Origin of the sequence: Ruania alkalisoli, assembly GCF_014960965.1 — a bacterium.
Taxonomy (GTDB): Bacteria; Actinomycetota; Actinomycetes; order Actinomycetales; family Beutenbergiaceae; genus Ruania; species Ruania alkalisoli.
This window is the reverse complement of the sequence record NZ_CP063169.1, coordinates 189,649-209,718: the sequence shown is the minus strand read 5'-3', so window position 1 is coordinate 209,718 and position 20,070 is coordinate 189,649. Positions and strand designations below refer to the sequence as shown.

Below are 20,070 nucleotides of genomic sequence, written 5' to 3'. Positions count from 1 at the left end.
CTCACCACCCTGCCACGAGGGTGATGCCTTCGGAACGAAAGGTCTCCCGCAGGGCAGGATCGCGCAGCAACCGCGCCTCCCACGCCCGGATCTCCGGAGCGGACGAGGGGTGGAGGAACAGTTCGCTGGTGCCTTCCCCCAGGGTGGCGACCCGGGCGAGCATGCCGCGCCTGAACGCCTCGTAGTCGCCCCACTCGGCGGCCGTGCGGTCGTTGGTGATCATCGTCTGCGGGATCGGCACGCCGAGCTCGTCGGCCAGGGCCACGGCAGCCGCGTGGGCGGAGCGCAGGGGTTCTGGCGCCGGGCCACCCAGGTAGGGGGCGAGGTCGCGCGGCAGCCGGAAGCCGAGGCCGTGCCGGGCGCACCAGCGCAGTGCCGGCTCCAGCCAGGACTGGCCGTGCAGACCGTAGAGGGTGCCGGCATGGGAATCGGCGGCCGTGACGTGAAGGCCCTGCGCGCGGGTCCACGCCAGCTGCGCCTCGAGCTCCGTGAGCACGTGCTCGGTCCTGCCGCGCGCACCGAGCCGGTACGGATCGGTCGTCAGGCTCCCGTCGGCCTCAACCAGGCTCGGGACATCGGCGAGCGGTCGCCACGCAGCCACGCCCAACTCGCTCGTCGTGCTGGTCTCGCTGGCCTCACTCGTCAACGTGAGGTGGACACGGGTGGCGACCTGCGCCGTCGTGATCTGCTCGGTTGCCTCGGCGGAGGCAGGCGCCACAGGGATCACCGTGGTGGCCGTGATCAGTCCCTCGCGCGCAAGGGCGACGATCTCCGCGGTCGTGGCCGCGTCTCGTCCCAGGTCGTCGGCGGTGAGGACCAGGCGTCTCATCGCGGCGCACCGGCCTCGGGGAGCCGCACGAAGCGGGAGGCGACGGCGCCGATCACCGTCAGCGCGAACGGATACACGGTGAGGTAGACGCGGAACGCGAAGCCCGGGTCGCTGCCGGGATCGTCGCCGGAGTTGTAGCCGAAGAACACGCCCAGCGAGGTCAGCGCGAGCCCGGTGACCACGCCGTTGAGGCGGCCGAAGAACCCGAACGCGGAGAGGAACAGGCCCTCGCGATGCTCACCGTGGCGGGCGGCGTCGCCGTCGAGTACGCGAGCGACGATGAGGTCGTTGGTGGCGAGCATGCCGGACCATCCCAGGCCAAGCACGACCCCGGCGAGGATGCCGGTGAGTAGATCCGTAGCGAAGAACAGGGCGACAAATCCGCCGGCGAGGACAAGGAACGCGATCCGCCACATCCGCGGCGCCCCGAACCGCGCGACGAGCCGGGTCCAGGCGAGCAGCGCGAGGGCCGTCACCCCGATCACGGCGCCCTGCAGGTACAGCGCGTTGGCCACGGGTAGGCCGAGGCTGTAGCGCACGTACAGCTGCACACCGCTGAGCACCAGCGCCATCGCGATGCCGTAGCAGGCACCCACCAGGCCCACCTGCCAGAACAGCGGGTTGCGCAGCACCGAACCGATCGCCGGCAGGAACCGAGGGCGCTCGCGGGTGGAGTAGCGCGGGTTCTCCCGGACCGAGAGGACCATGAAGGCGATCACGACGACGGCGATCGCGCCGTAAATGATCGCGGTGGTGGTGAAGCCCTCGGTGGTGGTCTCGGTGCCGAACACGCTCGTGGTCAGCACCGGGGTGACGGCGAGGGAGATCACCAGTGCCACCAGCTGGAATCCCTGGCGCATCGAGTTTGCCACCGCGCGGCGGCGCTCGGCCGGGAACAGTTCCGGCAGCAGGGCGCCGTAGTTGGCGTTGAGCATCGAGTCGAAGGCCTCGCACAGGATGGCGAACACCGCGAACCACAGCACCAGGCCCATCCCGTCCAGCGAGGTGGGTGCGGAGAAGAACGCGATCATGCACGCGGCCAGTAGCGGCGCCCCGATGAGCAACCACGGCCGGCGGCGGCCGAAGCGGGTGCGCGTGCGGTCCGAGAGGAAGCCGAGCAGCGGGTTGTCGAGGGCGTCGATGATCGCGTAGATCACCATGACCACCCCGTACGCCCGCACATCCAGGCCGAGGATGTCCACGTAGTAGAGGATCATCGAGCCCTTGATCAGGTTGATCGGGATCGATGTCCCGAACATCCCGACGGCGTAGCGCCAGGGTGGGGTGGGGGGCGCGGTAGCTTTCTGGTCGCGGTCCACGTCCGGTGAGGTCACATCACGCAGTCAAGAGCACCGAGACCCAGGAGGCAAGGGCCCGCTACTGCGCGAAGGCTGATGTGTTCGGCATCTGTGCGTCAGATGCCGAACACATCAGCGTTCGCGCGGGTGGAGGTGGTTCACCACTCCCGCTCGGGCGGAAGCAGCGTGCCCGGGTTCAGGTTGCGGCCCGGGTCGGCCGAGGAGAGGAGTCCCACCATCAGGTCCACACCGGCTTCGGAGATGTCCTGCTCCATCCACGGGGCGTGGTCGGTGCCCACCCCGTGGTGGTGGGAAAGGGTCCCTCCGTGGTCGATGAACGACTGCTGGATCGCCGACTTCACCACGTCGTACTGCTCCAGCTCCGGAGTGTCCTCGCGCGGCGGGAAGGCGAACGTGAAGTACAGGCATGCACCCGAGTGATAGGAGTGCGACAGGTGGCACATGATGAACCCCTGCACGCCCACCTCCTCGTACGCCTTCTTCGCCGCTCGCACGGTGGAGACGTAGACCTCACCCAGGCGTGACCACGGCGCCGCGGTCTCGGAGACATCGCCGAGCGCACCGCGGTCGAGCAGGAAGTCCCGCAGGTACGGGGTGTCGAACTTCTTCTGGTCGTACATCGCGCCCGGGCCCTTGCCGAGCTTGATGCCGCCGTGCTCGCCGACGATCTTCCCGACCTCGGACTTGTCGGCACGGACCTTCGCCGAACCGCCCTCGTAGCCGATGTAGGAGATGCAGACCTTCTCCAGGTCCCATCCGCGGCGGCGGAGCAGCTCGAACAGCCCCTCGCCCACCTTGGAGGACAGGCCCTTGGACTCCTTGCGGGTAGCCAGCGAGAAGGCCGTCTCATTCGCGTCCGAGACGCGGGTGATCGACGGCGTCGCATCCGAGACCGAGATGTCGCGCATCGCGGCGATCCCCGCAGCCCAGTTCGGGAAGAGGTAGGCGATGACCTCGCGGTTCTCCGGCAGCCGGTGCACATGCACCCACGCCTCGGTGATCACACCGAGCCGGCCCTCCGAACCGAGGATCATCTCCCGCACGCTCGGACCGGTGGACGTGCTCGGCAGCGGCCGCAGCGTGAGGACCTTGCCGGGAAGCACCGCGGTCAGCCCGCGCACGATCTCGGCAATATCGCCGTACTTGTCGGACTGCATACCCGAGGACCGGGTCGCGATCCAACCGCCGAGAGTGGAGTGCTTGAACGAGTCCGGCTGGTGCCCCATCGTCCAGCCGCGCTCAGTGAGCTGCTCCTCCAGGTCCGGACCCAGGCCACCGGCCTGCACCCGTGCCAGCCCGGCATCGGAGTCGATCTCCAGCACCCGGTTCAACCGCCCCAGGTCGAGCGAGACCACGGTGCGGTCCTCGTCCGCCTGCGGGGTCAGCGACCCGGAGATGTTGGACCCACCACCGAAGGGGATGAGCACGGCGTCGGCACCCACCACAGCGTCGACGACCGCGCGGACCTCGTCCTCGTTCGCCGGGTACACGATCACATCCGGTACCCGCGGCAGGTCACCGGCACGCACCCGCACCAGATCACGCAAGCCCTTGCCGTAGGTGTGCACCACGCGATCCATGTCGTCCGTGGTGACCTGGTGGTCGCCCACCAGCCGACGTAACGTGGCGCCGAGCTCGTCCGGAAGGCGCGAGGCCGGAACGTCCAGCTCGTCGAACGAGGGCGGGCTCCCAGCGGGCCCGGTCACATCGATCCCGATCACCTTGCGGACGAACGGGGCGAAGCCCGGCTTGTTGTCGGGGTTGAAGGCCACACCCTCCACACCCCAGCCCCACCACTTCTGGTGCACGACGTCGCTCATGAGATCCCTTCCTGTGCGTCCGGCAGCTCCGACTCACCGGAACTGGACGGACGGTCGTCATCGGTGACCAGCACGTACGAGGTCTGCATCGTGTGCATCGCCCGCACCCGTGCGGTCAGTCGTGCGTTCAGGTCAGCAAGCGCCTCCCGGGGGCGCACCCGCACCGGCTTACCGATCAGCACCTTCACCGGCATCCGGCCGGTCTTGGGCCAGAACGTGCCCGGCGGCATCGCATCGTGAGCACCCACCAGTGCCACCGGCACGATTGGCACCCGCAACGCCCGGCCCAGGGCTGCCGCACCGGGCGTGAAGTCGGCCATCTCACCGGTGCGCGAACGCGTTCCCTCCGGGAAGATCAGCAACGGCACCCCCTGCCGCAACAGCGAGACCGACAGTCCCGACGACTTCCCACGCGCCTTGCCGCGTTCGACCGGGTAGGAGTTGAAGAACAACGACGTCAGCGAACTGCGCCAGGTCGAGCGGTAGAAGTAGTCGGCCGCCACCGCCGTCGCGACGTGCTTGGTCACCGAGTAAGGCAGCGCCGTGATGCACAGCGGGGCGTCCAGGTGGCTGGAGTGGTTGGCCACGACGATGAAGGGACCGTCGAGGTCCGCCACATGTCGCTCACCCTCGACGGTCACCCGCACGTTCGAGAACACGATCGGGCGCAAGATGAACCGCTGCGCGATGTACCGGGCCCACCGGTGCACGGCAGAGTGGTAGCGCGAGGTGCGCTTGCGCTCGTCCCTCGTGCTCATCGGCGCCCCTTCTTGATCCGTGCCGTCGCTCTCCGGACCACGGCGCGCGGCAGGCGCTGCGCGAGCCACGAGATCACCCGGAACCGCTTGGATGGTATCGACCTGGTCCGCCCCCGTTCCAGGTCGGCCAGGCAGTCGGTCACCAGATCGTCCGCGTCCAACCACAGCGCGCCCGGGATCGAACTCGTCCGGATCTTCGCGCGTTCGTGGAACTCCGTACGCACCCACCCGGGCATCAGGGTCATCACCTGCACCCCGCTGCCCTCCATGTCGAGGCTGAGGGACTCCGAGTACGTCGCCACCCAGGACTTGATCGCCGAGTAGGAGCCCATCGCCACCTGGCCGGCCACCGACGCCACGTTCACGATGATGCCGCTCCCACGCTGCTCCATCGTCCGCGCCGCCGCCCCGCCGAGCACGAGCACCGCCCGGATCATCACGTCGATCGCCTCGTCGTGCACCGCGATCTCGGTGGACGTCAGCGGCGTGTGCACGCCCATCCCGGCGTTGTTGACCAGGATGTCCACCGGCGCGCCCGCGTCCTCGAGACGCCGGGCGACGACGTCGACGTCCCCACGTCTGGCCAGGTCGGCCACAAGCGTCTCCACAGCCACACCGTGCTCGGAGCGCAGCGCCTCGGCCGTGGCATCCAGGCGCTGGCGGTTCCGCGCCACCAGCACCAGGTCGCACCCACGTGCGGCCAGTGCCCGCGCGAAAGCCAAGCCGATCCCGGAGGTCCCGCCTGTCACCATCGCAGTCCCGGCGATCGGTACCGGGGTGGTGTGAGACCTGCCCCTCATCGACGCGACCCCAGCGAACGGAGGACGGGCGAGAACCTACCTTCCGCCGTCGTGGTCCACGAGTGGACCGGCCAGCGCTTCTCACGGGCATAGCGGTACAGGGTGGCGTCCGGGTTGACCACGTTCGGCTTCCCCGCCACCTCCAGCCAGGGCCGGTCGGCGTAGGTGTCGCCGTAGGCGTACGAGCCCGCCAGGTCCATCCCCTCCTCGCGGGCGTACCGGCGCAGCCACGAGGCGCGCGCCTCGTCCACGAGCGGCGAGCTCGCCAGGTGACCGGTCCAGCGACCGCCCGAGTCCTTCTCCATCTGCCCGGCCACGATCACATCGAACATGTCAGCGAGCGGTTCCACGAACACGTCGATCTGACCGCTGACCAGCACCGTCCGGTGACCGGCGGCGCGGTGCAACGCGATCCGCTCCGTAGCCTCCGACAACAGCCTCGCCCGCAGCGACGGCGTGACTTTCGTGGCGATCACCTCGCGCAGCACCGCTTCATCCACCCCCGCGTACCGGCGCATGAACGAGCGGATGAAGTCGCCCCGGTCGCGCCACTCGGCCTGCAGGTAGGTACCCGAGGAGGCGACCATCCCGCCGAGCCCGCGAAGTGCGGGCACCGCGCCCTTGGCCGCGAGCTCGACCCACACGTAGTGCTCGATCAGACTCGCCGCCGCGACCGTGCCGTGCAGGTCGAACACGGCGAGCACGTCCTCACGCTGCGGCAGGCTCTTCGCGCTCGTGCTCGGCTTGCTGTGCGGCCGACGGGCGCGCATCAGCCCCGGCACCTTCGGGACGTGCACCTCCTTCATGTAGTACGTCCAGTCGATCGCGGACACGTCGAAGCCGTGCTCCTCGCTCCGCTCCGCCGGGACAGCCTCATGCAAGGCATGCGTGTTGGTGTCGTCGAAGACCACCTCGGTCTGCGTGTACGCCTGGTACAGATCGGTGAACTTGCGCAGGGTACCGAGGTCGCGCTTGGCCTTGTACACCGAGGAGATCCACGAGCGGGTGGTGTCGTTCGGCGGCAACTTGCCCACCAGCGAGTCCGCGACATCGACCGCCATCTCCCGGCGACGCAGCGACCGCTGCACCGCCGGCCCGTGCGGGAAGGTCCAGTTCGGCACCTGCACGAACGACCCGTCATCACCAGTGAGCGGGTGCTGCTCGAAATACTCCCGCAGCAGGCGCAGGATCGTGCCGAACCGCAGCGGGTTCCGGCTGCCGGAGGCCACCTGGTAGTAGGCGGCTCTGGTCCGCGGATCCACGCTCGTCACCGTGGTCTCGTCAGGCTCCTCCGCGACGTCCGGCGGGCTCGCCGCCGCGGCGAGGATCGCGTTCACCACGTGGTCGACGGGGATGACGTCCAGGATGGAGTCCGCGAGCGCTGGGAACTCCGGCAGCATGCCGCGCCCGTAGGCGGCGATCAGCGGGTCGGCCACCTTGAACCCGTCGATCCAGCCGGGGAACGGGTGCTGCAACGAGCTCTCGATGATGGTCGGGCGCACGATCGACAGGCGGTGCCCGGCACCGGCCCACAGATCCTCGGCGACCCGCTCACCGAGTGCTTTGGTGAAGGTGTACACGTCCGGCCACCCGAGTGAGGTGGCGCGGGTACGGCCCGCGGTGACGAGCTGATCGTTCACCCACGCCCGGCGCGCCTCCTCCGCTGCCTGTGCCACGGCCTGAGCCCCGGCGCGACGATGGGTGGCGCGAGCCTTGGCGACGATCTTGTCGAGCACCTGCGGCCGGCGCGAGGCAGCCTCGGCGGACTCGCGGGCCCGGAGCGCGCGCGTGGTCTCGACGCGACGGTCCACGTCATGGTCGAGGCTACGTTCCTCGGCCAGCCCCTTGCGCAGACCCGCCACATAGCACGTGGAGACGTGCACCACGTGCGGATCCGCACCGGTCGCTTCGAGCGCTTCGTACAGACTCACCGGCCCACCGACATTGGCGGCGAAGGCCTCGTCGATCGGCAGGTCGAAGGAGACCGTGGAGGCGGAGTGCACGACGTGGGTCAGGTCCGTGGGAAGCGGCGGCACATCACCCAGGTCGCCGGCCAGGACGGTGATCCGCTCCGCCAACTGGGCCTCGGCGGCGTCAGCACCTATGCGCTCACGCCACGGCCCGAAGACGGGCTTCTTCAGCAGCTTGCGCACCCGGTCCTCGGCAGCCAGGGCACCACGCGGGCGCACGAGCAGCGTGATCCGCGTCGTCGGGTGGGTCGCGAGCAGCTTCTCCACGACGGCTTGACCGACGAATCCGGTGGCACCGGTCACCAGGATGTGGGCGTTCTTCAGAGGGTCCGACACCCCGGTTACTGTACGCGGGTCGAGGCCCTTGCGGTGCCACCCACGGGTGAACGCTTCACGAATCCGCCCAGTGCCACCCGCAGCGGCGCCGTATCCCCCAGCCCAGTCAGCGCCGCGACGCCTGCGTCGACGGCCCGCACACCGGGCCGCGCGGCAGGGTCGGCCAGCAACGTCCGCACGGGGCCAGCTGCCGCATCATGCCCGCAATAGCGCACCCCGGGCCACTGCCATCGGGTGACGGTACGTCGCGCGAGCCGGAGGGCACCGGCGGACCCGCTCAACCGAGCACGTGCCTCGTCCTCGTAGAACGCCAGGTGCCGTGACTTGATCGGCGCGACGGCCGCCGTCAAGGGCCGCAACCGCGGGGCGATCGCGCCCAGTCGTTCGTAGGCGAGCGCAACCACGGCCGTGTTCAGCCAGCCGGTGACCATGTGGGCGGCCACCACATCACTACCGAGGAGATTCGTCCGGACCGCGTCCACCGTCGGCCGTACTCGCTCGTCCCAGATCCGTCGCAGCGCGCCCAGGCCGGAGTCAGGCGGGTCCGTGGGTTCCTCCCCGAGCCTGAGCACCGCGGCCAGCGATTCGGTGATCCAGAACTGCTCGTACGCCCAAGTCCCCAGGAACGCCGTCACCCGTGCCTCAGCGTGCGTGGGCGTGACCAGCAGGTCCCGCATCAGGTCCAGGATCGTCCGTTCCACGCTCCACAGATGGCCGACGGCGCCGGCCACCAGAGCAGGCAGGTTCGCCATGGCCTCCAGGTCCAGCTGGTCCGGACGCAGGTCGACCGGCTCGCGCACGTAGGCGCGCACATCGAAGGTGGGGGATGACGCACTCACTCCGTGGGGCTCCTCACCAGCTAGGCCGCGATCCCGCGGGCATCGAGAGAGTCCGACACGATCGTCAGACCCTCCATCCCCGGGAGCTTCGCGATGTGGGCATCGATGGCGCGGATCTCCTTGCGCCCGTCCGCACCGCCGAACAGGTGACCCATCACATGTGTGACCTCATCGTCTGAGGCGATCCCGGAACCGACGGGCCGCCACGCGGTCGACAACGCCAGTCTCGCCAGCTTCTGCGCCTTCCGGTTGCCCTCGAGCCGCTGACGAGCCTGGGTGGCGTAGAAGGCCACGTGGCGCGCCTCCTGGGCCGCGATCCGCTTCAGCAGCACCCCCAGTGCCGGGTGCCCCTCGAGCACCGCCAGCCGCTTGTACGCGGCCGACGCCGACCATTCGTTGACCGCTCCCCAGATCATGTGAACTGCGACGAAGTCCTTACCGATGATGTTGGAGAGCATCGCCTGCTTCACCGGGGCGATCCGGTCGCGCCACCCGAGCTTGACCCGCTTGGCCTTCAGCTCGTCGTAGGAGACCGTGATGCCGTGCAGGTCCAGCACGTGCGCCAGTGCCTCACCGTGCCAGAACTCCTCACGGTTCCACATCGTCATGAACGCGTTGACCTCGCCCTCACCGCGGGAGGGGGTCACGAGCATGTCCCGCAGGTAGCAGACGGTGTGATACTCCACATCGCACATGTAGCGCAGCGTGCGCAGCGACTCCGCCGGCAGTGGGTCCTCGCGGAAGACGTCGAGGTCGAGGTCTTCCCAGTTCACCCGGACGGAGTCCCGGGTGAAGCGGTCGATGTTGAAGGCCATGGTTCCTCGTTCGGAGTTCGTATGCGATGCGCCACTGGAACGCTACACAGACTGTAGCGTTCGACCCTGGCCCGACTCTACGCGGTTCGCCCTACGCGTACCAGCGCTCGGAACAGATTCGCAGCCCGGCCGGATCCGGATGGGTCATGACCACCGGCGATGAGGCGGATCTCACGACGTGAGCTACGCCGTCGGACATCACCATCAACGCACCTCGAGCGCGCTCCTGACCAGGTCCACCACGGAGTCGATCCACTCCTGTGGGAACGTGCCGGCGTGCGCGAAACGTGCCGCCACGGCCCCGAGCACCAGGTCGGCGGCGGTCTCCACATCGGCATCCGGCCTGATCTGACCGGTCGCCACACCTGCTCGCATCCGCATGATCCCGAGCTCGATACGAGGGCGGAGCAGCTTGGCGCGGATGAGCTCGACCAGCTCGGGGTCGCCCCCCGTGATCAGACCGAGGAACACCCCGACGCCCTGGTTCTGCTGGAAGGTCGCGATCAGCAGCTCGATCGCCTGCCGCATATCGGCCCAGACGTCCTCGGTCGGCGTGAGGAGATTGGTCGCCGCGATCTCCTTCAGCGCGGACTCCAGCACCTCGTCCCGGTCCCGGTGACGCCGGTAGATCGTCGTGCGCGCCACCCCGGACTCGGCGGCGACGGCCTCCACAGTCACAGCCGCCGGGCCCCGGGAGCGCAGCAGCTCCAGCGCAGCCTCGTGGATCCTGCGATCCACCTCTTCGCCGCGCGCCACGCCGCTAGGCCGTCAGGTCGCGGGAGAGCAGGGAAGCCAGGTCCGCCAGTACGGAGTCCGCTTCCGGCCCGTCGGCGTGGAGGGTGACCTCGTCGCCGTGTTCGACACCGAGGCTCATGACGCCCAGAATGCTCGTGGCGTCCTGCGGGACTGACCCCGCTTTCGATATCCGGACCGGCAGCCCGGTGTCCTCGACGGCGCGCGTGAAGACGGCGGCAGGTCGCGCGTGCAGTCCCACGGGTGAGGCGATCGTGGCGGTACGTGTGGCCATGGAGGTCCTTCGTCATGGTGAGCCTGGGTGCCCAATCTAACGTGCGGTCGGGCCCTCGGGTTCCGCGGGGCTGCGCTGAGCTGGCGGATCGCCACTGGTGAGCCACAGACCGCGGTGAGGACCTCACGAAGCCCTGGTGAACTCCAGCAGGGCGTCAGCATCCCAGGTGTTGAGGATCCGATCGCGCGCGATCGCGTGCTCAGCCGCCCGCGCGCAGCCGTAGTCGAGGAAGTCCAGCTGGCCAGGCGCATGAGCATCGGAGTCGATCGCGACCAGGACCCCGATGTCGAGGGCGAGTTCGAGCAGATCCTGCGGCGGGTCCACCCGTTCGGGGCGGCTGTTGATCTCGACCGCGACGTCGAACCGCCGGCACGCCTCGAACACGATCTCGGCGTCGAACTCCGACGGCGGCCGTCGCCTCGGGCCCGCGACCTTACGTCCGGTGCAGTGCCCCAGGACGTCCACGCGCGGATTCGCGATCGCTCGCACCATCCGGCGGGTCATGGCCTCGGCCGGCATGGCCAGCTTGGAGTGCACGCTCGCGACCACGATGTCGAGCTGGTCCAGCAGATCCGGATCCTGGTCCAGCGATCCGTCGGGCAGGATGTCGACCTCGATACCGGTCAGGATCCGCAGGGGCGCCAGCTCGGCGTTGAGATCAGCCACCTCCGCCAGCTGGTCGCGCAGCCGGTCAGCCGTCAGTCCGCGGGCCACAGTCAGGCTCGGGGAGTGATCGGTGAGTGCGAGATACCCATGACCGACCGCGATCGCAGCCAAGGCCATCTCCCGCACCGGACTCCCGCCGTCGGATGCGTCGGAGTGGGTGTGCAGATCCCCCTGCAGCCACGCGCGGACCTCCTCACCGCCCTTGGTCAGCGGCCCCGCACCGGCCTCGAGCTCGTCCAGGTAGGGGTTCGCCGATCCCCTGGCAGCCTCGGCCGCCACCTGCGCGGTTCGGGGACCGACGTCCCGCAGCTCGCTCAGGGTTCCGGCGTCGATCCGCTCGCTCAACTCCGTCGTATCGGTGGCACGCAGCCGGCGGGCAGCGCGGCGGAACGCCTGCACCCGATGCGTGTCGGCGAGGCGCCGTTCGAGCAGGAAGGCCGCCCGCTCCAGGGCGGCGATCGCACGCGAGGCGAACTCGTCAGTCCTCGCCGGCATCGTCTGCCCCGCTATCATCGCGGGCCTCGTCGACGAATACGTCCTCCACCAGCACGTCGACCGTGACCTGATCGGTTCGCACCTGCACCCCGAGCGCCTCGGAGGCAGCCGCCGCAGCTTCTCCTCGCGCTCGTGAGCCGACGTCGGCGATCGTCTGCCCATAGGCCACGCTGACGGCCAAGGTCACCGCCTCGAGGTGATCGACGTCGTCGGTGATGATGCGCACCGACGACGCTCGCACCCCCGGTATCGAGTCCACCCGCGTCCCCACCCGGGCACTGAGCACCGTCGAGGAAAGGAAGAAGTCACCGCCTTCGTGCCGGCCGCGTACCGGGCGCGCGCTGCGCAGGGCGCGCGCCACCCGGTCCAGCACGCTTTGCTCGGCGCGCACCCACCCGTCGTCGGTGAGCTGCCTCAGTTCCCCCGCCGCACGCGCGAGGAGGTCCGAGGGCGGGCCGAGATCACGTTCGCGACTCATCTCCATGCCTCGAGCCTCCGTTCCAGGCCTTGGCGAGCACGGTAGATGGCCCCGCGCACGGCGTCCACCGACATCCCCTGAATCTGCGCGATGCGCCGATAACTCAACCCCTCCACCTCGTACAGGATCCAGCATGCGCGCTGCGCCAGCGGGAGCTCGTCGAGCGCCTCCTCCAGCGCAGCCATCATCGTCCCGGCGATCGCCCGGCGTTCGGGTTCGTGCTGCGCGGGGCTGCGGATCGCCGTCTCATCGATCTCTGCAGGAACGGTGCGACCCTGGCTGCGCAGGTAGCGGCGCACCTTGTTGGCAAGGATCGAGAACAACCAGGTCTTGACCGCCGCATCCCCCCGGAACTGGTCCAGAGCCTCCCATGCCGAGGCGAACGCTTCCTGCACGCAGTCGCGTACCGCGTGCTCGTCCCGCAGCATCCGCAAGCCGAACCGGTACATCGCTGGTCCGTGCCGGCGCACGATCTCCTCGAAGGCGACCTTCTCCCCGTTCCGGGCTCGCCGAACGAGATCGGCGTCGGCAGGATCGGGCACACCCACAGCATACGTGTGACGCAGAACACATACAGTGGACCGTGACGTCTGGGGTGGCAGGCGGAACTCACCAGACGACACACCCCATCAAGGAGAGGTGCCCCCATGGCCGAGAAGTCCGGAACCAACCAGTCCGCGTCCACCGAGATGGAGCGCCCGCAAGGCCCGTTGAACTCGGATCTGGGCTCGACCACCATCGCTGACCAGGTGGTGAGCAAGATCGCCGGGATCGCGGCGCGCGAGGTCACAGGCGTGTACGCGATCGGCGGGGGCGCGGCGCGCGCGTTCAGTGCTATCCGCGAGCGCATCCCCGGTGGCTCCACCAACTACAGCCAGGGCGTGCAGGTCGAGGTCGGCGCCGTCGAGTGCGCCGTCGATGTGGAGTTCGTGGCCGAGTACGGGGTCGCGATCGCCGACGTCGCCACCAGCGTGCGGCAGAACATCGCCACCTCCATCGAACGGATGACCGGACTGAAGGTCGTCGAGGTGAACGTCGCCGTCACCGACGTGCACCTGCAGGGCGAGCAGGAAGAGGAGTCCGAGCAGGAACCGGCCGAGGCCCGTGTCCACTGACGATCTCGCGCCCGCTGCGGGCCGCCTCGACCCGTCCACCACGGCCGAGGCGGCCACCCGTGCCCGGAAGGTGGCACTGGGTATCGACGGGGTCTCGGAACTGCACGCCGGCAAGTTCGCCGAGGTTCGTACCTACCTTCCCGGGGCGACGGTTCCCGGCGTCCGCGTCGAGGACGGCGTCATGCACGTGCACGTCGTGCTCGCCCCTGACCGTGACATCCCTGCCACGACTGGCCTCGTCCACACGGCCGTCGCGGCGGCCACTGGATTCGAGGTGGTGATCCATGTGGACGATGTGGCCACGACCGAGCGACCCATCAGGAGCACATCATGAATGCGACCGCCATCGGCCTCATCGCCGGCCTGCTGATCGCGATTGCGGCGATCACGGGCGGTTTCACCGGTTTCCTGCTCGCCCTCGTGCTCGGCGCCGTGGGCACCGTGCTCGGCGCCCAGCTCGACGGCACGCTCGACCTGCGCAGCCTGCTGGGGCGCCGCCGTGGCTGAGGTGCCCGGCACGACCACGATCGCTGACCGGGTGATCGTGCGGCTTGCCGAGCAGGCAGCCGCCGAGGCCTCCCGGGACGGTCGCACCGGCGACCGTCCGAAGACCCGGGCGCACGCCGACGTCGCCGGGCAGCGCGCGCGGGTCCAGGTGGAGACCTCGACGTACTGGCCCGAGCCGGTGGCCACGGCCGGAGCACGGATCGCCGAGCGCGTCCGGCACGACCTGGCCGTGCTGGCCCAGGTCCGCGCCGACCACGTGGAGGTGAAGGTCGTCACGGTCCTGCCGCCATCAGCTCCGATAGCGAGGTCGATCCGATGAGCACTCCTGCCACCTCGGAGACACCCAGTGCCGACGTGCCGCGGCTTGCGGCGGCCCCGGGGGCGAGCAACCGCCCCGGGCTGCGGGTGGCCGTCGTCCTGGTGCTGCTCGTGCTCGTCGGTGTGGCTGCCCTCTTGAGCCAGCACGCCCTGGCCGCCTGGGCAGTCATACCGGATCCGTCCTGGCTGGAGCATGGGATCGAACTGATCAGTGCGCAGAGCCGGTGGGTGCCGATCGTGGCAGCCGCGGCGGTCGCGCTGGGTGTGCTGCTCCTGGTGCTCGCCTGGCCGCGTCGGCAGCGCGTGCACCGGTTAAGCGCTGCGCCGGCCCTGCACCTGCGCACCGTCGATCTGGCCCGCCTTGCCTCGGCAGCTGCACGAGAGGTGGACGGGGTGCTGGCCGCGACCACCACAGTCTCGGGTCGCCGCATCCGCGTGCACGTGACGGCTACCGGGCTCGATGGGATCAGTGAGGACGTGCACGCTGCCGTGCAGCGACGACTCGCTCTGGTCGCGGGGTCGTTCCGCATCCGGCCGCAGGTGCGGACACCGGACGGATCGGGGCCCACGGGAGACCGGCGATGAGGCGCCGCCCCGGAACTGTCACTGCACGCGTGGTCACGGCGGTGGCCGGTCTGCTGCTGGTACTCGCAGGCGCGCTGGTGCTCGCTCCCGCCGTCCTGGAACAGTGGCCCTGGGGACGGCCGGAACTGCCATGGGACATCACCGGCCGGGCCGCAGCGGCACTCGCGCAGCAGAATGCGCCGGTCGTCGCTGCGGTCACTGCGGCGATCCTGCTGGTGCTGGTGGCCGGCTGGGCCATCCGCCGCTTGCGCCTCCTGAGCCGCCCGGCACACACGGTGACACGCGATGCATCCGTCCTGGTCGGCGTCGAGCCCGGCGCCGTGACCGCTGCTGCCGCACATGTCTGCGCCGACGACCCCCAGGTCGTCCGCGCCCGCTTCGCCTTCGTCCGCCGACGGCGCCGCACCGTGCTCGAAGGCACCGTCACCGTGGCCGCGACGGCAGACCTGGCGCGCGTGGCAGACCTCGTGGAGCAGGTGGCGGCCCAGGCGCGCGACATGCTCGGCGCAGAGGACGCCGTCGGGGACATCCGGCTCGCCCTCACCGGGCGGGAGGCGCCGCGCCGCATCGGGTGAAACACCACAGTCGTGGGTGGCACCGCCACCCGCCGGGGCACTCCGCCCCATTCGTGTACACGGGTATCGAGAGGAGAAGAGGACATGGGAATCGGGGACAAGATCAAGAACACCGCTCAGGAAACAGCTGGCAAGGCGAAGGAGGCCGTCGGCGAGGCGACCGACAACTCCGACCTCGCCACCGAGGGCCGCAAGGACCAAGCGGCGGCCAACCTGAAGCAGGCCGGGGAGAACGTCAAGGACGCCTTCGACAAGTAGCGCCCTGACGCCGGCCTCGCCTGGCGTGAGCCACGCGTGCTGGTGCGGCCCTGCCGCACCAGCACCTCACTCCCGCAGGACAGCCTCGAGCACAGCCGCCACGCCGTCCTCATCGTTGGCCGCGGTGATCTCGTCCGCTGCCTCGCGCGTGACCGGAGCGGCGTTCGCCACCGCGATCCCGCGGCCGGCCCAGGCGAGCATCTCGGCGTCGTTCGGAGCGTCGCCGAAGGCGAGCACGTCAGCGGGGGTGAGGCCCAGATGCGTGCAGAGCCGGGCCAGGCCCCAGGCCTTGGTCACCCCTTCGGCCAGCACCTCCACGAAGGGCGCGCCCGAGTGGGTGACCTCGAAGCCGGTCACCCCCAGGCCGCGGATGGTGGCAACCAGTTCGTCGTTGTCGATCCCGGGCCGGCGCACCACCAGCTTCAGGCTAGGTTCGGCCAGCACCTCCGCCAGGCTCACTGCGCCCATGGTGGCCGGGTCGCGCTTGTGGTCGGCGAACTCGGCGAGATCGGCGTAGCCCTCCTGCGCCACGAACTGCTCACCGCCCTGGCGCACCGAGACGAAGACGACGTCAGGGACGACATCGAGCAACGCCCGCGCCAGCTCGGTCTGAGCGGCGACGGTCAGGTAGGCCTCGAACAGCGTCTCACCGCGATCCAGGTGATAGGCGCGTGCCCCGTTCCCGCACAACGCCCACCCGGTGAACCCCGCGTCCACGGCGATCTCCCGCAATCCGATCGGCTGGCGCGCCGTCACGGGCACGACGTCGATCCCGGCAGCACGGACCGCGTCCAGCGCCCGGCGGGTACGTCGGCTCACCGACAGGTCCGGAGCGAGCAGCGTGCCGTCGAGGTCGGTGGCGATGAGGCGCACGGGCATGCGCCTCACGCTATCGGGCGCGACACCGGGCACCGCACAGGTAGATGGAGGTCACCGGGTTCACGGCGGATAAGGTCGGGCCCATGAGTGCCACTGCCCCGCCGCCGCGCGAAGTGTTGCCATGGAACAGGTTCGGAGACGCGACCCGCGAACTCGCGCAGATGGTCGCCGACAGCGGGTGGCTGCCTGAACTCGTCGTCGCCGTCGCCCGCGGCGGCCTCGTCCCCGCGGGGTCCGTGGCCTACGCCCTCGGGGTGAAGGCCATGGGCACCATGAACGTCGAGTTCTACACCGACGTCGAGCAGACACTCGCCGAACCGCAGGTGCTGCCGCCGCTGCTGGACACCTCCGTGCTCGCGGGTGCGAAGGTGCTGGTGGTGGACGACGTCGCCGACTCCGGCCGCACCCTGGAGATGGTGATGCGGTTGCTGCGCACCGGCTCCCCGACACCCGGTGGCCCGGCCTCGCAGCACCTGCCCGCGCAAGCCCGCAGCGCCGTGCTCTACACCAAACCCCGCTCGGTGATCGAACCGGACTACACCTGGCGACGGACTGACCGGTGGATCTCCTTCCCGTGGTCCGCGCTGCCCCCGGTCACCGCGGGTCCGGATGCTGCGAACGCGCGCAACACGGAGGCGTGATGCCGGCGCGTGTGGTGATCGCCGGCGGCACCGGCTACCTCGGCCGGGCTCTCGCCGGCGCCGTGGCCGCGCGTGGTGCCGAGGTGGTGGTGCTGACCCGCTCCCCGCGCGAGGACCTCGACGTCCGGCAGGTTGCCTGGGACGGCCACACCATGGGCCCGTGGGCCCGTGAGCTGGACGGGGAGGACGTCCGGGTGGCGAACCTGGCCGGCCGGCTGGTCGACTGCCGCCCCACCGAGGCGAACATCGCCGAGCTGCGCTCGTCCCGGGTGAACGCCACGAGAGCGCTGGTGACCGCCTCACACCAGGCGAGCGGCGCCGTCCGGCACTGGCTGCAGGCATCCACGACGGCGATCTGGTCCGATGGCGCGGATGCTCGCCTCACCGAGCCCTCACCTGTGCCGGACATCCCGCCAGGGCTGCCGCAGATGACCGGTGTGGCCGCCCTGTGGGAGGCCGCGGTCGAGGGTGCCCGGGCCGAGCAGGTCCGGATCCTGCGCACCTCGATCGTGCTCGGTGGCGACTCACCTGTGCTGAACCGGCTGCTGCTGCCCGTCAAGCTGGGGCTCGGTGGCCCGATCGCCGACGGGCGGCAGTGGTTCTCCTGGATCCACCTCACCGACTGGCTCACGATGGCCTGTGCCGCACTCGGCCTGGAGGAGACGGTGAACCTCCCGGAGGGGGTGCTGGTCTCGGCATCCCCTCACCCGGTGACCAATGCGGAACTGATGGCCGGGATGCGGCGGACGTTGCGCCGTCCTGCCTGGGCTCCGCCCACGCCGGCCCTGCTGCTCCGGGCGGCCGCGGTGGTGCTGCGCACCGATCCGCAGCTGGCATTGACCGGCCGCCACGCGACGTCGGAGCGACTGGGCGGCACCGGCTTCACGTTCCGGTACCCGCACCTGAGTCAGGCACTGGCGGCTCTGCACGAAGGCACTTCCTGATGGCGGGCACACCGGCGGCCGAGGTCCACATCGATGAGGATCTCGTGCGCCGCCTGCTGGCCGATCAGCATCCCGAGCTCGCCGAACGACCGCTACGGGTGGTGGCGAACGGCTGGGACAACGTGATGGTCCGCCTGGGTTCGACGCTGCTGGCGCGCCTGCCGCGTCGCGAGGCGGCGGCCCGGCTGGTGGAACACGAGCAGCTCGTGCTGCCGCGCCTGGCACCACTCCTGCCGGTGCCGGTCCCCGAGCCCGTCCGGGTCGGGCGACCGACTGCCTACTACCCGTGGGCGTGGTCGATCGTGCGGTGGATCGAGGGCCGGCCGGCTGCGCACGATCCCGCGCTGGCACGCGATGCCTGGGCCGCACGGCTGGGGAAGTTCTTCGCAGCCCTGCATCGCCCGGCCGATCCGGACGCGCCGGCCAACCCGGTGCGTGGAGTACCGCTGGCGGAGCGGGCTGAGGCCATCCGGGCGAGACTGGCCGACCCGGCCGTACCGCGCCGCGAGGAGCTGGCCGCCGTCTTCGAGCGGCACGCGCATGTGCCCGCCTATAGCGGCCCGCCGGTGTGGGTGCACGGAGATCCGCACCCGCTGAACCTGCTGACGCACCGGCACCGGTTGACGGCGGTCCTCGACTTCGGCGATGTCACGGCCGGGGATCCGGCGACTGATCTGGCGACGGCGTGGCTCACCTTCACGGCCCGTGGTCGGGCGGCGTTCGTGGTCGCCTATGCGACGGCGGACCGCACCGGGTCAGGCCTTCCGGACGGGTACGGCGGTGACGACGCCCTGTGGTCACGTGCCCGGGCGTGGGCAGCGAGCCTCGCGGGTGTGTTCGCGGCACACGCCGACGATGACCCGTGCATGGCCGCGATCGCCGAGCACAGCACGGCCGAGTTGCTCGACGCGGCCGACGTGCGCTGATCGCTCTGCGTCCCGCTCGTTCGGCGTTGTACCGTCGGAGGCATGTTCTGGCGCAAGCGCAAGGCGAAGGACTCCGCCACCACGACCGGGCCGACCGAGTTCACGGCCGGCTCACTCACCGTGGAATCGGTGTTCACGATCACCGGGCGGGGCACCGTGGTCGCCGGCACGGTCGACTCGGGAAGCCTCGCCGAGGGCCAGCACGTCACCGTTCTGCGCTCAGGCCAGGTCGTCGTGGCGTCGCGCATCGCTGGCGTCGAGATGTTCCAGCAACGCGGCACGGTCGCCGAGGCTGGCGTGCAGGCCGGGCTGTTGCTGGAGGGCGTCCACCGGACAATGGTCGAGCCGGGGGACGTCGTCGTGGGCTAGACGTTCCGAACTCTCCGTCAGTGCCCGGAGGGCACCGGTTGCCGCGACAGCCAGCTGTCGAAAGTGCAACCCCCGATACGCACCTGCGGTCCCGGCAGATTGGTGCGGCGGGCAAACGCCTGGAGCGTGCCTCCGATGGCCGGCACCCGGAGGTGATGACTGGCCGGCCGTCCGTCGTGCACCCGGACCGCGGTCAGTGCGTCGGAGACGGAGAGGACATCGGGGCCGGCGAGGTCGAGAGCCCGCACCGGACCGTCGGGGGCACGTCCGAGCGCGTGATCAGCCAGCTCGGTGGCCACCCATCCGGCATCCACCGGCTGGGTGGCGGCGTCGAGCCCGACGTCGGTGCGCCCGATGGTCGCACGCCGGGCGAGAGCGGCGACGAGGGTGTGGAACTGGGTGGCGCGAACGATCGTCGCCGGGAGCCCGGAGGCCATCACCAGGCGCTCTGCTGCAGCCTTGGCCCGGTAGTAGGTGTAGGGGTTCGCATCGCACCCGACGATCGAGACGTGCACCAGGTGCATTGGCCGCTCCTGCGCTGCGACGGCGGCGAGTAGCTGCGCCGTCCCCTCCACGTCGGTGCCGCGAGGCCGCCAGGGGTTGCTGGCGCAGTGGACCACGGCGTCGGCTCCAGCGAGAGCGGTGCCGAGCCCTTGCCCGGTGGTGAGGTTGATGCCCCACCGACGGCTGACCGGCACGGCCACGTGCCCGAGCTCACGGATGCGCCGCACCACCTGGGTGCCGAGCCGGCCCGATCCACCTGTCACCACGATCCGCACGCCTGGCCTCCTCGCCGTTCGT

At 70.1% G+C, this 20,070-nt stretch carries 26 protein-coding genes; 11 read left to right on the top strand and 15 right to left on the bottom strand.

Annotation, left to right across the window (positions count from 1 at the left end; genetic code table 11):
- Window position 1 precedes the first annotated feature (1 nt).
- The 13 genes from IM660_RS00980 to IM660_RS00920 all read right to left on the bottom strand — a co-directional run bounded on the left by IM660_RS00980 (window position 2) and on the right by IM660_RS00920 (window position 12,694).
- Entirely contained in the window at window positions 2-829 is an 828-nt protein-coding gene (locus IM660_RS00980; RefSeq protein WP_193497596.1) for a carbohydrate deacetylase, read from the bottom strand.
- Window positions 826-2,163 carry an MFS transporter gene (locus IM660_RS00975; protein ID WP_246465075.1) on the bottom strand — a complete coding sequence of 446 codons (1,338 nt, stop codon included), beginning with the start codon at window positions 2,161-2,163 and terminating at the stop codon, window positions 826-828. The genes IM660_RS00980 and IM660_RS00975 overlap by 4 nt, the downstream gene beginning before the upstream one ends.
- A 122-nt stretch (window positions 2,164-2,285) precedes the next feature.
- Complete coding sequence (locus IM660_RS00970; protein WP_193497595.1) at window positions 2,286-3,968, bottom strand: FAD-binding oxidoreductase; 1,683 nt, start codon at window positions 3,966-3,968, stop codon at window positions 2,286-2,288.
- Window positions 3,965-4,726 carry a lysophospholipid acyltransferase family protein gene (locus IM660_RS00965; RefSeq protein WP_193497594.1) on the bottom strand — a complete coding sequence of 254 codons (762 nt, stop codon included), beginning with the start codon at window positions 4,724-4,726 and terminating at the stop codon, window positions 3,965-3,967. The genes IM660_RS00970 and IM660_RS00965 overlap by 4 nt, the downstream gene beginning before the upstream one ends.
- Entirely contained in the window at window positions 4,723-5,526 is an 804-nt protein-coding gene (locus IM660_RS00960; protein WP_193497593.1) for an SDR family NAD(P)-dependent oxidoreductase, read from the bottom strand. The genes IM660_RS00965 and IM660_RS00960 overlap by 4 nt, the downstream gene beginning before the upstream one ends.
- Entirely contained in the window at window positions 5,523-7,832 is a 2,310-nt protein-coding gene (locus IM660_RS00955) for an HAD-IB family phosphatase (protein ID WP_246465074.1), read from the bottom strand. Before IM660_RS00955 ends, IM660_RS00960 begins: the two co-directional genes overlap by 4 nt.
- 5 nt (window positions 7,833-7,837) lie before the next feature.
- Window positions 7,838-8,671 (bottom strand): hypothetical protein, encoded by an 834-nt coding sequence (locus IM660_RS00950; RefSeq protein ID WP_193497592.1) that lies wholly within the window; start codon window positions 8,669-8,671, stop codon window positions 7,838-7,840.
- A 20-nt stretch (window positions 8,672-8,691) separates the two neighbouring features.
- Window positions 8,692-9,486 carry a ferritin family protein gene (locus IM660_RS00945; protein ID WP_193497591.1) on the bottom strand — a complete coding sequence of 265 codons (795 nt, stop codon included), beginning with the start codon at window positions 9,484-9,486 and terminating at the stop codon, window positions 8,692-8,694.
- Between the two features lie 204 nt (window positions 9,487-9,690).
- Window positions 9,691-10,242 (bottom strand): TetR-like C-terminal domain-containing protein, encoded by a 552-nt coding sequence (locus tag IM660_RS00940; protein WP_193497590.1) that lies wholly within the window; start codon window positions 10,240-10,242, stop codon window positions 9,691-9,693.
- A 4-nt stretch (window positions 10,243-10,246) separates the two neighbouring features.
- On the bottom strand, window positions 10,247-10,513 hold the full coding sequence (locus IM660_RS00935; RefSeq protein WP_193497589.1) for an HPr family phosphocarrier protein: 267 nt from the start codon (window positions 10,511-10,513) through the stop codon (window positions 10,247-10,249).
- 123 nt (window positions 10,514-10,636) lie between these two features.
- The gene (locus IM660_RS00930) at window positions 10,637-11,674 is read right to left on the bottom strand and encodes a PHP domain-containing protein (RefSeq protein ID WP_193497588.1); all 1,038 of its coding nucleotides are present in this window, start codon (window positions 11,672-11,674) and stop codon (window positions 10,637-10,639) included.
- Entirely contained in the window at window positions 11,658-12,158 is a 501-nt protein-coding gene (locus IM660_RS00925; RefSeq protein ID WP_193497587.1) for a hypothetical protein, read from the bottom strand. The genes IM660_RS00930 and IM660_RS00925 overlap by 17 nt, the downstream gene beginning before the upstream one ends.
- Window positions 12,149-12,694: an RNA polymerase sigma factor gene (locus tag IM660_RS00920; RefSeq protein ID WP_193497586.1), complete on the bottom strand. Its 546-nt coding sequence runs from the start codon at window positions 12,692-12,694 to the stop codon at window positions 12,149-12,151. The genes IM660_RS00925 and IM660_RS00920 overlap by 10 nt, the downstream gene beginning before the upstream one ends.
- Window positions 12,695-12,799: 105 nt before the next feature.
- On the opposite strand from IM660_RS00920, the gene IM660_RS00915 reads away from it, so the two are divergent.
- From IM660_RS00915 to IM660_RS00885, 7 genes are all read left to right on the top strand, one after another.
- Entirely contained in the window at window positions 12,800-13,267 is a 468-nt protein-coding gene (locus IM660_RS00915) for an Asp23/Gls24 family envelope stress response protein (protein ID WP_193497585.1), read from the top strand.
- Entirely contained in the window at window positions 13,257-13,601 is a 345-nt protein-coding gene (locus IM660_RS00910) for a hypothetical protein (protein ID WP_193497584.1), read from the top strand. Before IM660_RS00915 ends, IM660_RS00910 begins: the two co-directional genes overlap by 11 nt.
- Window positions 13,598-13,774, top strand: coding sequence for a DUF2273 domain-containing protein (locus IM660_RS00905; protein WP_159619061.1), 177 nt, complete (start codon window positions 13,598-13,600; stop codon window positions 13,772-13,774). The genes IM660_RS00910 and IM660_RS00905 overlap by 4 nt, the downstream gene beginning before the upstream one ends.
- On the top strand, window positions 13,767-14,093 hold the full coding sequence (locus tag IM660_RS00900) for a hypothetical protein (RefSeq protein WP_193497583.1): 327 nt from the start codon (window positions 13,767-13,769) through the stop codon (window positions 14,091-14,093). Before IM660_RS00905 ends, IM660_RS00900 begins: the two co-directional genes overlap by 8 nt.
- Window positions 14,090-14,677, top strand: coding sequence for a DUF6286 domain-containing protein (locus IM660_RS00895; RefSeq protein WP_193497582.1), 588 nt, complete (start codon window positions 14,090-14,092; stop codon window positions 14,675-14,677). The genes IM660_RS00900 and IM660_RS00895 overlap by 4 nt, the downstream gene beginning before the upstream one ends.
- Window positions 14,674-15,252: a hypothetical protein gene (locus IM660_RS00890; protein WP_193497581.1), complete on the top strand. Its 579-nt coding sequence runs from the start codon at window positions 14,674-14,676 to the stop codon at window positions 15,250-15,252. Before IM660_RS00895 ends, IM660_RS00890 begins: the two co-directional genes overlap by 4 nt.
- An 84-nt stretch (window positions 15,253-15,336) precedes the next feature.
- A complete protein-coding gene (locus tag IM660_RS00885; RefSeq protein ID WP_193497580.1) occupies window positions 15,337-15,510 on the top strand; it encodes a CsbD family protein in 174 nt (57 codons plus the stop codon).
- 66 nt (window positions 15,511-15,576) lie between these two features.
- Here the strand turns inward: IM660_RS00885 and IM660_RS00880 are convergent, their stop codons facing one another.
- The gene (locus tag IM660_RS00880) at window positions 15,577-16,389 is read right to left on the bottom strand and encodes an HAD family hydrolase (RefSeq protein WP_193497579.1); all 813 of its coding nucleotides are present in this window, start codon (window positions 16,387-16,389) and stop codon (window positions 15,577-15,579) included.
- Between the two features lie 83 nt (window positions 16,390-16,472).
- Here IM660_RS00880 and IM660_RS00875 point away from each other — a divergent pair, with 83 nt between their 5' ends.
- The 4 genes from IM660_RS00875 to IM660_RS00860 are packed head-to-tail and all read left to right on the top strand — an operon-like array spanning window position 16,473 to window position 19,269.
- The gene (locus IM660_RS00875) at window positions 16,473-17,030 is read left to right on the top strand and encodes a phosphoribosyltransferase (RefSeq protein WP_193497578.1); all 558 of its coding nucleotides are present in this window, start codon (window positions 16,473-16,475) and stop codon (window positions 17,028-17,030) included.
- Window positions 17,030-17,974, top strand: a complete 945-nt coding sequence (locus tag IM660_RS00870; RefSeq protein ID WP_193497577.1) for an epimerase — start codon at window positions 17,030-17,032, stop codon at window positions 17,972-17,974. Before IM660_RS00875 ends, IM660_RS00870 begins: the two co-directional genes overlap by 1 nt.
- Complete coding sequence (locus tag IM660_RS00865; RefSeq protein WP_193497576.1) at window positions 17,974-18,900, top strand: aminoglycoside phosphotransferase family protein; 927 nt, start codon at window positions 17,974-17,976, stop codon at window positions 18,898-18,900. The genes IM660_RS00870 and IM660_RS00865 overlap by 1 nt, the downstream gene beginning before the upstream one ends.
- Before the next feature lie 42 nt (window positions 18,901-18,942).
- Window positions 18,943-19,269, top strand: a complete 327-nt coding sequence (locus IM660_RS00860) for an EF-Tu/IF-2/RF-3 family GTPase (RefSeq protein ID WP_193497575.1) — start codon at window positions 18,943-18,945, stop codon at window positions 19,267-19,269.
- A gap of 17 nt (window positions 19,270-19,286) precedes the next feature.
- On the opposite strand, the gene IM660_RS00855 is transcribed toward IM660_RS00860, so the two are convergent.
- Window positions 19,287-20,048 (bottom strand): SDR family oxidoreductase, encoded by a 762-nt coding sequence (locus tag IM660_RS00855; protein ID WP_193497574.1) that lies wholly within the window; start codon window positions 20,046-20,048, stop codon window positions 19,287-19,289.
- Window positions 20,049-20,070: the final 22 nt, after the last annotated feature.